Here is a 15,158-nt window from a genome sequence, read left to right as displayed (position 1 = left end):
TACAGTGCGGGGACGCGGATCGGGAGGAGCCGGGATGACGAAGCCGCCACTGCTGTTGCTGCACGGTGTGACCATGTCGGGGCTGGCGTGGAAGGAGCTGTTGCCCAGCCTTTCCGAGCGCCACGAGGTGCTCGCGCCGACGCTGCGTGGACATCGGGGCGGACCGCCGCCGCGGCGTCGGCCGGTGCGGGTCCGCGATCTGGTGGACGATATGGAGCGGCTGATCGACGAGAAGGGTTGGGACACCGCACATCTGGCCGGAAACTCGCTCGGCGGATGGATCGCGGTGGAACTCGCCCGGCGTGGTCGGGCGCGCACCGTATGCGCGCTGTCGCCCGCTGGATTCTGGTCGGCCGGGGACGAGGAGCAGCAGCACGGAACCACGATTCTGCGGTGGCTGGCCCGGTTGGCCTCGGCCACACACACTCTCGCGCCGGTGGGGCTCGCCGTTCCGCCGGTGCGCAAGCTGGTGCTGCACTCGGTCGCGCAGCACGGCGAGCGGCTGTCCCGCGCGGACGCCGCCGCCGTCGTGCGCGATCTCGTCGGCTGCGCGGTGACCGCCGACATCCTGTCCTCCACCGAGGAGATCGCACCCCTGGATCCGGTGCCGTGCCCGATGACGATCGCCTGGTCGGAGCACGACCGCATCCTGCCGCTCGATGTCAATGGGGCTATCGCGCGGGAACGGGTGCCGGGTGCTCGGTTCGAGGTGCTCACCGGCGTCGGTCATGTGCCGATGATCGACGACCCGGCGCGGGTGGTCCGCGTCATCGAGGCCGGTACGGGTGTGCGCGATGGGTCCGGCGCGCCGGTGGAGTAGCGCGCGGTCCGGATCCGGACGGGCCGTCACCGGGGCTGGGTAACACGTCGTCTCGTGTCGCCGACGGTATTAATACAGGCCGACCGGTCGGCCCGTCGTGACCGGCGTTGATCGACAACCGTGATAGACACCGCCGGTAGCAGTGCACGACAGCTCGTAGACAACCGCCCGACCACGAGTGGAGTACGACCATGAAACGCACGATTCGGTACCTGACCGCCGCTACCTTCCTGGGCGCGGGCGTGGCCGTCGCCGCCGCGCCCGCCAATGCCGAACACCCCGGCGGCCCCTGCCAGCTCGGCTGGTCGAATGTGGAGCCGCGCTCCTGCGAGCAGAACAACTTCAACCTCGCCCCCACCTGGACCCTCGGCAACGGCATCTGCGCCGGCATGTTCTCCACCGGCGGCACCGCCTTCGACGGCCCCCTCTACGAGTACTCCGAAGCCCCGGGCGCCACGCACTCGGTGGTCCTGCGCATCACCCAGGGCTTCTCGCCCGTCGGCTACTGGGGCCCGCAGTTCCTCGCCTGCGACGTCACCGCCGTGGTCGACTGGCACAATCTCGACACCGGCCAGTCCGGCAGCATCAGCCAGTTCATCCCCGCGGGGCAGCGCACCACCCCCGCCATCCTGGTGGCGCATACCGGACCGGGGCGGGTGCAGCTCACCGTCCGCACCGACCGCCCGTCCATTCCGGCGACAGCGGAAGTGTTCGTGCCGTAGGCCGACGTCGCGATGACCCGGCCGGGGAGCCGCGCGACCCGTGGCTCCCGGCGCGGCTCAGCAGGATTCGAGCAGCGCGGCGGCGAGCCGCCGCGCCGTGGCTGTGTGAAACGGCCGAGCCGACCGTCGTTACACGGCCGAGCCGACCGTCTCGACGGCAAGATCATGGGCGATCCGCCGGATTGGGCACGGCGAGGACGGTGTTCCTGTTGGCACCGCTGGTGAGCTGCTCACCGGCCGGTGAATAGGGCATTCATCCGATAGTGCGGTCCCGGTTCGAACCATACGGTGGGATCTCCGCGTGATTGTCGAATCAGGTTCCGGGAGCTGGCTTTCGGACCGCTTAGCTGGAGGTATCGGCCGACCATGACACGAACTCGTGAGTTCCACGCCACCCCGCGTCCCCGGGGCGGCGGTGCGCGGACCGCCGCGGTCCGGATGGCGGCGGTGCTGGGTGGCGCGGCATTGGCGCTCGCCGGCTGCACCACCGACTCCACGGGCGGCGCACCGGCTCCGGGCGGGACCACCACGGCCACCACCGACACGCCAACGACGGTGCCGGGCGACGGCGGCACGGCGGCACCGGAGCCCACGCGGGCCGACACCCCCGCACCCGATCCCGCTCCGGTCGACAGTCCCGTGTCGGAGCCCACGCGGCCCCACAGCACCGCGCCCGCCACGACGACCACGGAGGCCGCATCCGGTGCCTTCTGGGATCCCTGTTCGATCCCCGAATCCGAGCTCGTCGCAGTCGGATTGGACCCCGCTACCGAGGTGCGGATGGCCGAATCGATGTTCGCGGCCTGCGAGTGGCAGTCCACCGATCGAACCTTCGAACTGATTCTGACGCACTCGGGCGATTCGATGGACTATGTACTCACGCCCGGAAACTACAAGGACCTCCGTCGCAGCGAGTACTACGGTCGCGAGTTCGCCGTCTTCCGCGCGGCATCCGACAGCGACAATACCGGCTGCCTGATCGTCACCCCGGCCGAAGCCGGCAGCTTCGTATTCACCCTCCGGAACTCCCAGCCCGATGGCGAGGACGCGTGTCTCACCATCCAGCGAGTCGGCACCGGACTGTTCCATTCCCTGCCCTGACCAGCCCCTCCTTCGGCGGGCAGTCGCGGCGATGGTGGTCGGTGTGGGAGGCTGGGACATATGAACCGATTAGGTGGTGCCACGTCGCCCTACCTGCGCCAGCACGCTGGAAACCCGGTGCACTGGCAGGAGTGGGGAGAGGAGGCGATCGCAGAAGCAACCAGGCGGGACGTACCCATCCTTCTTTCAGTGGGGTACGCATCCTGCCATTGGTAGCTTCTGCCGAACAAACCTTGGTGTCATGTGATGGCGCACGAGTCCTTCGAGGACGCCGCCACCGCCGCGCTCATGAACGAGAACTTCGTGTGCGTGAAGGTGGACCGGGAGGAGCGGCCGGATCTGGATGCCGTGTACATGGCGGCGACCGTCGCCATGACCGGGCAGGGCGGCTGGCCGATGACGTGTTTTCTGACTCCGGCGGGGGAGCCGTTCTATTGCGGGACCTACTTTCCGAGGACACCGCGGCACGGGATGCCGTCGTTCACGCAGTTGTTGACGGCGGTGTCGGGGACGTGGCGGGATCGGCGCGGGGAGGTGGACCAGGCGGCCACGCAGGTGGGGGAGGCGTTGCGGCAGCAGTCGGGCGGGCTGCCCGAAGCGACGGTGACGGTCGGGCCGGAACTGCTCGACCACGCGGTGGCGGCGGTGCTGCGGGATGTGGACCACGAGCGCGGCGGGTTCGGGAACGCGCCCAAGTTTCCGCCCTCGGCGCTCATGGAGGGGCTGTTGCGGGCCTATGAACGCGGCGGGAACGAGCAGGCGCTGCACGCGGTGATGTTCACGGCGGAGGCCATGGCACGCGGCGGTATCTACGATCAGCTGCGCGGCGGGTTCGCGCGCTATTCGGTGGACGCCGCCTGGGTGGTGCCGCATTTCGAGAAGATGCTCTACGACAACGCGCAACTGCTGCGGGTGTACGCGCACCTGGCGCGGCGCGCGCCGGACGCCCGCGACGACGTGCCGGAAGCGCTGCCCCTGCGAATCACCAGGGAGACAGCACGTTTCCTGCTCGACGACCTCGGCACCGAACAGGGTGGATTCGCGTCGGCGCTGGACGCGGACACGCATCTGGAACCGGGGCGGCCCGGCGTCGAGGGCGCGACCTACGTGTGGACTCCGGCGGAACTCAACGGCGCCCTGGGAGCCATCGACGGTGCTTGGGCCGCCGAGCTTTTCGGCGTCACCACGGCGGGCACCTTCGAACACGGCACCTCCGTGCTCACCCGCTATCGCGAACCCGTCGGCGAATACGAACGCTACGAAAGCATTCGGGAGACCATGCGCGCCGCTCGCGACCGCCGCCCGCAGCCCGAGCGCGACGACAAGGTGGTGACCGCCTGGAACGGCATGGCCGTCACCGCGTTGGCGGAGGCGGGTGGCGCGCACAGCCGCAGGGACTGGATCGCGGCCGCCGAGGCGTGCGCGCTGTTCCTACTGGACGTGCACGTGGTCGGAGACCGGGTGCTGCGGGCCTCGCTCGGCGGCGTGGCCGGCGCCGCGCCCGGGGTGCTGGAGGATTACGCCTGGCTCACAACGGGTTTGCTGTCGCTGCATCAGACCATCGGTGGCCGCGACTGGCTCGGCCACGCGCAGCGCATCCTGGACGCCGCCATCGCGCACTTCGCCGATCCGGACGCGCCCGGCAGCTGGTTCGATACCGCCGACGACGCCGAGACCCTGGTGGCCCGCCCGCGTGATCCCCTGGACGGAGCCACCCCCTCCGGGGCCTCCGCCATGGCCGAGGCACTGGTCACGGCCGCCGCGCTGAGCGACCCGGACCGCGCCGAGCGCTACCGCGAACTCGCCGACCGCACACTCGAACGCGGAGCGATCGTCCTGGCCCGCGCACCCCGCTCGGGTGGGCACTGGCTGACCGTCGCCGAGGCCGCCGTGCGCGGACCCATCCAGGTGGCGGTCGCCGTCTCACCCGACGACAGTCAGGACTGCTCGGCCGGATTGGCGCTCACCGCATGGGAATCCGCGCCCGGCGGCACGGTGATCGTGACCGGGACCCCCGACAGCGCCCCGCTGCTCACCGACCGCCACCCCGTCTCCGGCCGCTCCGCCGCCTACGTCTGCCGCGGCGCGGTCTGCGACCTCCCGGTCACCTCCCCCGACGACCTGCGTGCCGCGCTGGCCCGCTGAACCGCGCTGCTGGCGGTGCGATCGGTGGGTCTCGCGGTGGCCTTGACCGCGGCGCTGTGCTCGTCGACCGGGCTGCCCGCTCGCTGACGGTGCTGGGACGGCGGGTATCGCCGCGCTGCCCGGCACCGCGAGCGGTCTCGCATTGACGCGCAAGGGATCCCGTTCCCGCGCCGCCGCCCGCCGCGGTTCGGCGGGGCGGGTGTGTCTCGCGCGGTCATCGGCGAGCGCGGACCAGGGCGGGGAGGGCGATGAGGACGGCCAGGATGTGCACGGCGCGAAGGGCTCCGACCACTACGGACTCCGTGGTCCAGCCCAGCGTCAGCTCGCTGAGGTGCGGTGTCGTGAGCACCGCCCGCACCGGCTCCGCGAGCAGCGACAGCAGACCCACCGTCCCCAATCCGGCGGCGAGAGTCCAACGCGCCCAGGACGATCCGGCCGCCATCCGGAACGCGAGGACGACCACCGTCAGATAGACCGCGGCGCGCACCGCCAGCGCGGGCAGCAGCCCGCCGATATCGGCTTCGGGCCGTTCGAGCAGCATGGCCGCCCGCAGCAGCGTTTCGCCGATCCCGCAGTACACGGCGATCAGGACGGCGTGCAGCGCCACCGCCACCGAACGGGGACGCGCGACCTCGGCGCTCTCGCGAAGTGAGCTCTCGATCATGTCCGCCACTGTGCGCGCGGTCGGCCGCGCACCGGATCCCCCGCGAGTATCGAAGACTGCTCACCCGTTGGTATGAGTTCCCGCCGCGAGCCGAGGTCGGCCGCCGAAGGTGGGCCGCACCGGCGCTCCCGGTCACCGATGAACCACGCGACCGCATGCCCGCCGCCGCCCACGCCGTGCCCGGGGCTGGCACCGACACTGTGTCTTCGGTTAGCGCTGACGCTGTGTCCGTGGCCAGCGCTGACGCTGTGCTCGTGGCCAGCGCTGACGCTGTGCTCGTGGCCAGCGCTGACGCTGTGCCCGTGTTCAGTGCCGACGCTGTGCCGGTGGCTAGCGCCAATGCTGTGCCGGTGGCTAGCACCGACGCTGCGCCCCCGGCCAGCGCCGATGCTGCGCCCGGTGCTGGCTCGGACGCGGTGCGCCCGCGCCACGCACATGTCCGCCCGCATAATGTTTTGCCCACCGCCGACCCTGGGCCTAAAGTCCGAAACATGTCCCTCTCAATCTGTCCAGCGCGCGATCGACGAGCACCCGGTGCTCGAGGCGATGACTGTGCATGACTGACAGCCGTCGATCGGGGGTGTTCGCGCCGCCCAATCGAGCGGACACCACCCGTGCCTTGAACGACCGCTACCTACAGCGCCCGCGCCGCGCCACGGCCACCCGGCCCCCGTCCAGTCGCCCGGGAGCCCGCCGCGGCTGAGCCGGAAATTCTGGGCCGCAGGCGTAGTCGGCGGCGGGCCACGAACGGCTGCCCGCCCCGGGGTGTCGTGCCGACGGGGCCGATGTCGCGCCGCATGGCGCGGAGGTCGTCAGCGGCCGGTGGCGCGCCCGGGCGGGGGAGCATGCGCGGTGTGAGCGGACCCGTTGCGGCACCTGCGCCCCGGATGATGGTGTCGCCGGTGAGCAGGTAGCGCTTGCCCGCGATGGTGGCCGGATAGTTGGTCGTTCCGCACCGTCGTCGATTGCGGTGGTGCATCCGGGCGGAGCGTTGTCGGCGGTGGTGTGGGTGCGCCCGACGGCCGGCACCGGCGGCAGCGCAGCGGATTCCGGTCAGCCGGTCTCGGCGGCTGGTTCGGCGAGTTCGCCTGTGCCGGAGCGGGTTTTGGGCGGCGTCGGCTCCGTGACCCGCCGGGTGTCCAGATCCGTCCAGCAGTCGGTCGGGGTCTTGCGGCCGCGCAGCAGGACGGTTTCGTGCAGCGTCCAGCGTGTTCGCTCGCATTCGGCGGCGGCGTCGATGACGGCCCGGCTGGCCAGGACGCGTCGCGGGACCCGTTTGGCCTCGGTGGTGAGGCGTGCCGCCTCGTTCACCGCGTCGCCGATGACGGTGAACTCCAGGCGGGTGTCGGCTCCGATATCGCCCGCGAACACCAGGCCGCGGGCCACGCCGATGCCGATGTCGAGTTCTCCGGCCGCCGCCACCTCGTCGCGAATGCGGCGGGCAGCGCGCAGGGCGGGGGTGGCGTTGTCCGACAGCGAGATCGGCGCGCCGAAAATGCACAGCGCGGCGTCGCCCTCGAACTTGTTGACCAGACCGTGGTTGTCCTCGGTGGCCGCCACCACCGTGGACAGCAGCCGGTTGAGTTTGGCTACGAAGGCGTCCGGGGTGAGCTCGGTGGACAGCGCCACCGATCCGGTCACATCCACGAACAGCGCCGTCACCACGCGCATATCGCCGGTGAGGTCGGCGCCGCCGGCGAGTGCCCGCTCGGCCACCTCCGCGCCGACGTGGCGGCCGAAGACGGTGCGCATACGGTCGCGCTCGCGCAGATTCGCGGCCAGCTCGTTGACCGAGAGCTCCAGCCGTCCCAGTTCGCTGGCGCTGCCGATGGGCACCCGCACGTCGAGGTCGCCGCGTGCGATCCGGTCCAGCGCCATCCGCAGCGTGTGCATGGGGGTGGCGACCGCGCGGGCCAGCGCCGCCGTCGCCACCGCGCCCGCCGACAGTCCGACGACGGCGAGGTAGATACCGGTGCGAATCCGGTCGTCGGGGGACGGCACCGGATCGGCCAGCACCGTGATCAGCATGAACAGCGGGACGGCCCCCGCCACCGCGAAGGTCACCAGCACCCGCACCAGCACGGTGGAACTCCAGTGTGTGGTGACGCCGACCACCTCCGCCACCGTGGGAATGGTCGGCCGGATGAGCCGGTCCACGACGAGATAGGTGACCGCCGCCGACTCCAGTCCACCGAAGGTGAACATGGCCAGTACAACGGCCAGATCCTGCCCGGTGGTGGCCTGTGCGAACAGCGTGGCGGCGATGATCACTCCGGGCAGCCAGATGGCCAGCGCCCGCGCCGTGATGGTGATCGGCAGCGTCAGCAGGCGGCGGGCCTCGGCCTCGGTGGGCTTGCGGCGCTGGTCCAGCCAGCCGAAGTAGTGGCTGCGGTCGCGCACCGCGAGCACGATGCCGACCAGCGCGCCGATGGTCGGATAGATGGCGGCCGGAGCCATGGCCGACAGCCAGTTGGGGCCGAGGCGGCCGAGGTATCCGGCGAGCCAGAGTTCGGTGACGATGACGCCGAGGCCGCTGAGGTTGCACGCCATCACGACGGCGGCCAGCCCCCAACCCGCCCGTAGCGCCCACAGGATCAGACGGCTCATCCGCCTCTCCGTGTCTTCAGCGCGCGGCGCAGAGCCGCCGGCGGCCGTCGACGCGTGCCGCCCGTTGGGAGCCGAAAACACTGTGGGCGTGCCCGATGAGTTACCCCGATCCTCGCGAAATCGGCCGTCGCTACTCGGAAGCGCGGCTGTTCCGGTGATTACTGCGTGGCGCACAGTCTAGAGGTCGTGATCGTTTCAGCGCAGCAGGACCAGCCACACCGCGATGTAGTGGCACAGGGCCGCGACGACCGTCGCGGCGTGGAAGAACTCGTGGTGGCCGAAGACCTCGGGCCACGGATCGGGCCAGCGGGTGGCGTAGAGGATCGCGCCGCCGCTGTAGGCGAGGCCGCCGATGAGCAGCAGCAGCATCGGCGCTGGGCCGACATTGTGGGTGAGGGTCCCGGCGACCGGCACGATGGCCCAGCCCAGCAGCAGGTACAGCGGTACGCCGACCCAGCGGGGAGCGGTGGGCCACAGCAGTTTCAGGGCGACCCCGGCGAGCGCGCCGATCCACACCACGGTCAGCAGCGCGGTGCCGGACCGCCCGCCCACCCCGAGCAGTGCGAAGGGCGTGTAACTGCCCGCGATGAACAGGAAGATCATCGAGTGGTCGGCTCGCTTCATGTGGATGCGGGCGCGATCGGTCTTCCAGTTCACCCGGTGATAGGTGGCGCTGACCCCGAACACTCCGCACACGGTGAGCCCGTACACCAGTGTCGACCACGCCGCCGTCGCCGACACCGTGGTGCCCGCGACCACCAGCGCGACCACCCCGACGGCCGCGATCCCGACCGCCCAGGTGTGGATCCATCCCCGCATCCGCGGTTTGAGCAATACCTCGACAACGTCCGCCGCCGGAGCGGGCACCGCGGTATCCGACATCTAGTTACCTCCTGAGTAACCTACGGTACCGTAGGTTAGTGGACCGTAGGCGCGTCGCGCATCACACCGCGGTACGGGTCACGGCTGGCACCGCTGTATGTGGGTCCACTGTCCCGGTCGGCCCGCCGCCGCGCGGCGGGGCGTACTGTTTTCGCCGTGAAGCTTGCGAGTCAGGTGCGTGGTTTTCCCTACCGCATCTACGAGGCCCGGCTGTCGAAGCAGCTGGCTGGCAAACAACATCCGCGTCATGTGGCGGTGATGTGCGACGGCAATCGTCGCTGGGCGCGGGAGAACGGCTTCTCCGATATCAGTCACGGGCACCGGGTGGGGGCGCTCAAGATCGCCGAGCTGGTGAGCTGGTGCGGTGAGGTCGGCATCGAGATGGTCACCGTGTACCTGCTCTCGACCGAGAACCTGCGCCGCGACCGCGAGGAGTTGGAGACGCTCTTCGACGTGATCACCGACGTGGTGGAGGAACTGTCCGCGTCGGAACAGAATTCCACCGTCCGCATCGTGGGCGCGCTGGATCAGCTGCCCGAGGATATGGCACGGCGGCTGCGCGACGCCGCCAAGCGCACCGACGGCCGCAACGGCGTCCACGTGAACGTGGCCATCGGGTACGGCGGCCGCCAGGAGATCACCGATGCGGTGCGGTCGCTGGTTCGCCAGGAGATGGCGGCGGGTGAGACCGGCGAGGATCTGGTGCAGTCGATCACCGTCGACGCCATCGGCCAGCATCTCTACACCTCCGGCCAGCCGGATCCGGATCTGGTCATCCGCACCTCCGGTGAACAGCGGCTTTCCGGATTCCTGCTGTGGCAGAGCGCCTATTCGGAGATCTGGTTCACCGAGGCGTACTGGCCGGAGTTCCGGCGCACCGATTTCCTGCGCGCCCTGCGCGATTACGCCGCCCGCCACCGCCGCTTCGGCGTCTGAGGAGTCCACTCTGCCGCGAACCCGCCGGAGCGCAGCGGAGGCAATCGAACACGGCGAATAAAAACACAGCCACGGTTGGGTTGCAGTGCAATGGCTTCGGGGTTCGCGGGGGCCTTGCTGCCGTAGCGTCGGATGGCATGGGCGAGGTGCGCGAAGGGCCGTGGACCGCCGTGAACGCCGCGGCGGTGGTCGAGTCGGATCCGTATGTTTCCTACGAGGAGTTCGGCCGCAGATTTCTGGAATACGCGGCCTCGGAGCACCGCATCCAGGGCGCGTTCGGGCAATTGACGGGCGAGGCATTCGATTTCGGCCCGATCGGGGTGGGGCCGGGCCGGATCGCGAAGCTCTTCGCGACCGTGCGGCTCGGCAAACCGAAACTCGACCGGGAGGTGCGGGAGAATATCTCCTTCGCGCTGAAGATCCCGCTCGAGGTGGATCTGCTGGTCGATCTCGCCGTGGACCGCTATCCGTTCCATGTGGACGGCAAGATCCACCTGCATCTGACCGTGCGCACGGCCGAACCGCTGCGCGTGATCATCGATATCGCCGAACCGCGCCCCAGCGATGTGCGGGTGAATGTGGCGAGCGCTTCGCGCCGCGGTGAACTGCTGCGCATTCTGGCCAGCGTCGATCACGAGATCCGCCGTTTCGTGGCCCGCTACCTGGCCGAGGAGATCCGCAAACCGCATATCGTGGCCGCCACCGATATCGACGTGGCGGCACGGCTGGACGCGGCCTGGAAGCTCTAGAGCTTCCGCAGCCGCAGCCGGTTGATGCTGTGGTCGGAGTCCTTGCGCAGCACCAGCGTCGCGCGCGGGCGGGACGGCAGGATGTTCTCCACCAGATTGGGCCGGTTGGTGTTGTTCCAGATCTCGCGGGCCGCGCCGATGGCTTGCTGATCGTTGAATCGGGCGTAGTGGTGGAACGCCGAATTCGGGTCGGAGAACGAGGTCTTGCGCAGCGCGAGAAACCGCTCGATATACCAGTTCTCGATGTCTTCGATGCGCGCGTCGACATAGATGGAGAAATCGAACAGGTCCGACACCATGAGCCGCGGACCCGTCTGCAACACGTTCAATCCCTCGACGATGAGGATGTCGGGCTGGCGCACGCAGTGTTTCTGGTCCGGCACGATGTCGTAGGCGATATGCGAATACACCGGGGCGCATACTTCCGGCGCACCGGATTTCACCTCGGTGACGAAGCGCAGCAGTTTGCGGCGGTCGTAGCTCTCCGGGAAGCCCTTGCGGTGCATGAGACCGCGGCGGGTGAGTTCCGCTGTGGGGTAGAGGAATCCGTCGGTGGTCACCAGGTCGACGCGCGGATGGTGGTCCCAGCGGGCCAGCAGCGCCTGGAGCACGCGGGCGGTGGTGGACTTGCCGACTGCCACGCTGCCCGCGACGCCGATGACGAACGGCACCTGGCGGTCCGGGTGGGTTTCCCCGAGGAAGGTGGCGGTGGCGGCGAAAAGCCGCTGTCTGGCGGCCACCTGGAGGTGAATGAGTCGCGCCAGCGGCAAGTAGACCTCGGCGACCTCTTCCAGGTCGATCTGTTCACCCAGACCGCGCAGACCGATCAGTTCTTCCTCGGTGAGCACCAATGGGGTCGACTTGCGCAGTGTGCGCCACTGCTTCCGGTCGAATTCCACATAGGGGCTCGGCTCGCTCATCCGCGCCACGAAGCCTCACCATTCCCGTGTCCGGTCCGGTGAGATCCGGTCCACACTCCACGCATAGGCGAATTCTGCTCGGGTGCAACGGGGCGCGAAAAACCGGGTGTAGTTACCGGCCAGTAGCAAGGGTGAGATATCCCACGCGGACTCCACGTTTGAAATGGCGTTCCGGCGCTTCACCGGTCCGGACCGTCGCCGCGGTGGCCCGGGGCCGTTAGTGTCTGCGGACATGGCAGCGCATCCCCTGGTTACCGACTATCTGCGACTGGGCCTGGCTTTCGACCGGCTCGAGGAAGGGTTCGTCGACGCGTACACCGGTGATCCCGCTCTGCGTCGCGAGGTGCAGAACGCGCCGCGGCCGGAGCCCCGCGATCTCGCGCACCGCGCCGCGGCACTGCGCAAGGAACTGCCCGAGGCCGGGCTCGCCGCCGAACGCACCGAATTCCTGGACGTGCACCTGCGGGCCATGGAGTGCTCGGCGCGCACATTCGCCGGGGACGAGATTCCGTTCGTCGAGGAGGTGCGCGCCTACTTCGACGTGGATATCGCCCCCGGTGACGAGGCCGAGTACCAGGAAGCGCACCGACAGATGGACGAGGTGCTCGCGGGCGAGGGTTCGCTGTTCGAGCGGGTGAGCGCGCACCGGCGCGCCGACGAGATTCCGCCGGAGCGCCTGCGGGCGTGCGTGGCGGCGTTCTCGGGCGCGCTGCGGGAACTGGTGCGCCAGCGCTATCCGCTGCCCGACCACGAATTCGTGGAGTACGAGGTGGTCGGTGACAAGCCGTGGTCCGGCTTCAACTACTACCTCGGCAACTTCGAGTCCCGGGTCGCCATCAACTCGGACCTGAAGCAGCACATGGCCAACCTGCCGCACCTCATCGCGCACGAGTCCTATCCGGGGCATCACACCGAGCACTGCCGCAAGGAAGCCGGGCTGGTGGCGGCCGGGCAGGCCGAGCAGACCCTGTTCCTGGTGAACACCCCGCAGTGCCTGATGGCGGAGGGGCTGGCGGATCTGGCGCTGAAGTCCATCGTGGGTCCGGGGTGGGGCAGATGGGCGCAGGAGATCTACGCCGACCTCGGCCTGCGCTTCGACGGTGAACGCGCCGAACGCCTGTCGAACGCCTCCGCCAAACTGCTGAACGTGCGTCAGGACGCCGCGCTGCTGCTGCACGATCGCCGCAGGGACGCCGACGAGGTGGCGGTTTTCCTCGAGCGCTGGAGCCTGGCGACGCCCGAACGCGCCCGCCAGGCCCTGCGCTTCCTGTCCTCCCCGCTGTGGCGCGCCTACATCTCCACCTACGTGGAGGGGTACCGTCTGCTCGGCGGCTGGCTCGACGGTGCCGCCGACGCGGACGACCGCTCGGAACGCTTCCGCCGCTTGCTCGACGAGCCCCTCACCCCGGGCGCGATACGTCGCATGCCCTGAGGTCGTGCCGGAGCACGCTGACATCGCGGGGTGTGGCGGAGCGTGCCGGCGTGGCGGGGTGGCGGCGTGCGCTGCCGTTGTGGAGGTGGCTGACTCCGCGGGTGGGACGATGGTGCACGCGGGTGTCGGGGAGGCGGCGGGGGTGAGCGATCGGTCGACGGCCGCCCCCTAGACTGACCGTCGTGACCCAGACCGCCGCCTCCGTCAACACCCAGTCGCTCGCCGAGCTCGACCCGCAGGTCGCCGCCGCGATGGCCGAAGAGCTCACCCGGGAACGCGACACCCTCGAGATGATCGCCTCCGAGAACTTCGTGCCGCGCGCCGTGCTGCAGGCGCAGGGCAGCGTGCTCACCAACAAGTACGCCGAGGGGTACCCGGGTCGGCGCTACTACGGTGGCTGCGAGGCCGTCGACAAGGTCGAGGAGCTGGCGCGCGAACGCGTGAAGGAGCTTTTCGGCGCGGAATTCGCCAATGTCCAGCCGCATTCGGGCGCGCAGGCCAATGCCGCCGTGCTGATGGCGCTGATGAATCCGGGCGACAAGATGCTCGGCCTGGATCTGGCGCACGGCGGCCACCTCACCCACGGCATGCGGCTGAACTTCTCCGGCAAGCTGTACGAGGTGCACGCCTACGGGGTGTCCAAGGAGGACCACCGCGTGGATATGGACCAGGTGCGCGAGATCGCCCGCGACACCCGCCCGAAGGTGATCGTGGCCGGTTGGTCGGCCTACCCCCGTCACCTCGATTTCGCCGCCTTCCGGGAGATCGCCGACGAGGTCGGCGCGTACCTGTGGGTCGACATGGCGCATTTCGCCGGTCTGGTCGCCGCCGGTCTGCACCCGTCGCCGGTGCCGCATGCCGATGTGGTGTCCTCCACCGTGCACAAGACCCTCGGCGGTCCGCGGTCGGGTCTCATCCTGGCCAAGCAGGATTTCGCCAAGAAGCTGAACTCCGCGGTCTTCCCGGGCCAGCAGGGCGGCCCGCTCATGCACGCCATCGCCGCCAAGGCCGTGGCCTTCAAGATCGCGGGCGGCGAGGAGTTCAAGGAGCGTCAGCAGCGCACGCTGTCGGGCGCGAAGATCCTGGCCGAGCGGCTCACCGGCGCGGATGTCAAGGACAAGGGCATCACCGTGCTCACCGGCGGCACCGATGTGCACCTGGTGCTGGTGGATCTGCGGAACTCGGCGCTGGACGGCCAGCAGGGTGAGGATCTGCTGCACGAGGTCGGAATCACCGTGAACCGCAATGCCGTTCCGTTCGACCCGCGCCCGCCGATGGTCACCTCGGGCCTGCGCATCGGCACCGCCGCGCTGGCCACCCGCGGCTTCGGCGACACCGAGTTCACCGAGGTCGCCGACATCATCGCCACCGCCCTCACCGGCGGTGACATCGCCGCCCTGCGCGCCCGGGTCGCCAAGCTGGCCCAGGACTTCCCGCTCTACGAGGGCCTCGAGGACTGGAAACTGCTCGGCTGATCACCGCGCCGAAACGCCTGCGGCGCTGAAGCATCGGGGCCTGGTTATAGCACGCGATAACCAGGCCCCGCCGGTGTCCGGGGCCCGGTCGCGGCTACCCGGCGCGAGCCGATCGGTGAAGCGGGCGGGTTGACGCGGGCGGTGACACCATGCGGTGTGGCGCTACCGGCAGGCGCGCGGGCACGCTCGCGGCGTGAAGTCGCGGTGCGAGCTTGTGGTGCGAGCTGGGTGGCCGAATGGTGGTGTGGCCGGGCGGGTGTGGCCGCCGGACTCCTACCAGCTCCAGAACTTGCGCGGCCCCTCCGTGAGCGCGGGTGCGTCGGCGGACACCGTGCGGATCAGCCGCTTCGGGGACGGGTTGACCCAATGTTGCTCGCGCGCTTCGGTTTTCAATACGACCGTGGGAACGGTCTCGTTGCCGTCGGCGACCGAGCGCACGAAGGCGGCCGCGTCCGGGTCCTCCCAGATATCGATCTCGCTGTGCACGATGCCGTGGCGGTTGAGCACCCGCCGCATCCGGGAGCAGTAGGGGCAGCCTGCGCGGCGGTAAACTAGCAGCTCCGGGGTGGAATCGGCGGTCATGTCCGGAGTCTAGGTCAGCGCGCGGATGTGCGCAGCCAGTCGAGCAGAGCGGCGGTGAAACCTCCGCGGGCCGTTCCCTCGCGGAGACTTCCCGGCGGTTCGTGCGCGCGACGCGGACCCGTC

General features: G+C 69.7%; 13 protein-coding genes and 1 pseudogene. 8 read left to right on the top strand and 6 right to left on the bottom strand.

From position 1 onward, the window contains the following. Positions 1-34 precede the first annotated feature (34 nt). The 4 genes and pseudogenes from QMO76_RS09790 (at position 35) to QMO76_RS09775 (ending at position 4,788) form a co-directional block, all read left to right on the top strand. Positions 35-820: an alpha/beta fold hydrolase gene (locus QMO76_RS09790; RefSeq protein ID WP_306360878.1), complete on the top strand. Its 786-nt coding sequence runs from the start codon at positions 35-37 to the stop codon at positions 818-820. Between the two features lie 191 nt (positions 821-1,011). Next, entirely contained in the window at positions 1,012-1,542 is a 531-nt protein-coding gene (locus tag QMO76_RS09785; RefSeq protein ID WP_306360877.1) for a hypothetical protein, read from the top strand. A 366-nt stretch (positions 1,543-1,908) separates the two neighbouring features. After that, entirely contained in the window at positions 1,909-2,643 is a 735-nt protein-coding gene (locus QMO76_RS09780; protein WP_306360876.1) for a DUF3558 family protein, read from the top strand. A gap of 60 nt (positions 2,644-2,703) precedes the next feature. Then, positions 2,704-4,788 (top strand): annotated as a pseudogene (locus QMO76_RS09775) (thioredoxin domain-containing protein). 214 nt (positions 4,789-5,002) lie between these two features. Here QMO76_RS09775 and QMO76_RS09770 read toward each other — a convergent pair. The 4 genes from QMO76_RS09770 to QMO76_RS09755 form a co-directional block, all read right to left on the bottom strand. Then, the gene (locus QMO76_RS09770; protein ID WP_306360875.1) at positions 5,003-5,452 is read right to left on the bottom strand and encodes a hypothetical protein; all 450 of its coding nucleotides are present in this window, start codon (positions 5,450-5,452) and stop codon (positions 5,003-5,005) included. Positions 5,453-6,086: 634 nt separating this feature from the next. Continuing rightward, positions 6,087-6,431 carry a hypothetical protein gene (locus QMO76_RS09765; protein WP_306360874.1) on the bottom strand — a complete coding sequence of 115 codons (345 nt, stop codon included), beginning with the start codon at positions 6,429-6,431 and terminating at the stop codon, positions 6,087-6,089. Positions 6,432-6,505: 74 nt separating this feature from the next. Next, the gene (locus QMO76_RS09760) at positions 6,506-8,059 is read right to left on the bottom strand and encodes an adenylate/guanylate cyclase domain-containing protein (protein WP_306360873.1); all 1,554 of its coding nucleotides are present in this window, start codon (positions 8,057-8,059) and stop codon (positions 6,506-6,508) included. Positions 8,060-8,254: 195 nt separating this feature from the next. Further along, positions 8,255-8,941: a hemolysin III family protein gene (locus tag QMO76_RS09755; RefSeq protein WP_306360872.1), complete on the bottom strand. Its 687-nt coding sequence runs from the start codon at positions 8,939-8,941 to the stop codon at positions 8,255-8,257. 156 nt (positions 8,942-9,097) lie between these two features. Between QMO76_RS09755 and QMO76_RS09750 the strand changes: the two genes are divergently transcribed. Both QMO76_RS09750 and QMO76_RS09745 read left to right on the top strand, forming a co-directional pair. Further along, complete coding sequence (locus tag QMO76_RS09750; RefSeq protein ID WP_306360871.1) at positions 9,098-9,877, top strand: isoprenyl transferase; 780 nt, start codon at positions 9,098-9,100, stop codon at positions 9,875-9,877. Positions 9,878-10,014: 137 nt separating this feature from the next. Next, the gene (locus QMO76_RS09745; protein WP_306360870.1) at positions 10,015-10,626 is read left to right on the top strand and encodes a hypothetical protein; all 612 of its coding nucleotides are present in this window, start codon (positions 10,015-10,017) and stop codon (positions 10,624-10,626) included. Here QMO76_RS09745 and coaA read toward each other — a convergent pair. After that, a complete protein-coding gene (gene coaA, locus QMO76_RS09740; protein ID WP_306360869.1) occupies positions 10,623-11,555 on the bottom strand; it encodes a type I pantothenate kinase in 933 nt (310 codons plus the stop codon). The genes QMO76_RS09745 and coaA overlap by 4 nt on opposite strands. 223 nt (positions 11,556-11,778) lie before the next feature. Between coaA and QMO76_RS09735 the strand changes: the two genes are divergently transcribed. After that, on the top strand, positions 11,779-12,978 hold the full coding sequence (locus tag QMO76_RS09735; RefSeq protein WP_306360868.1) for a DUF885 domain-containing protein: 1,200 nt from the start codon (positions 11,779-11,781) through the stop codon (positions 12,976-12,978). Between the two features lie 182 nt (positions 12,979-13,160). After that, on the top strand, positions 13,161-14,453 hold the full coding sequence (gene glyA / locus QMO76_RS09730; protein WP_306360867.1) for a serine hydroxymethyltransferase: 1,293 nt from the start codon (positions 13,161-13,163) through the stop codon (positions 14,451-14,453). A gap of 273 nt (positions 14,454-14,726) precedes the next feature. Here glyA and QMO76_RS09725 read toward each other — a convergent pair whose 3' ends face one another. Next, a complete protein-coding gene (locus tag QMO76_RS09725) occupies positions 14,727-15,035 on the bottom strand; it encodes a glutaredoxin domain-containing protein (RefSeq protein WP_306360866.1) in 309 nt (102 codons plus the stop codon). Positions 15,036-15,158: the final 123 nt, after the last annotated feature.

Source organism: Nocardia sp. CC227C (genome assembly GCF_030767025.1).
Taxonomy (GTDB): Bacteria; Actinomycetota; Actinomycetes; order Mycobacteriales; family Mycobacteriaceae; genus Nocardia.
Note: the sequence above shows the minus strand (reverse complement) of the source record. Positions and strands in the feature narration are given on the sequence as shown.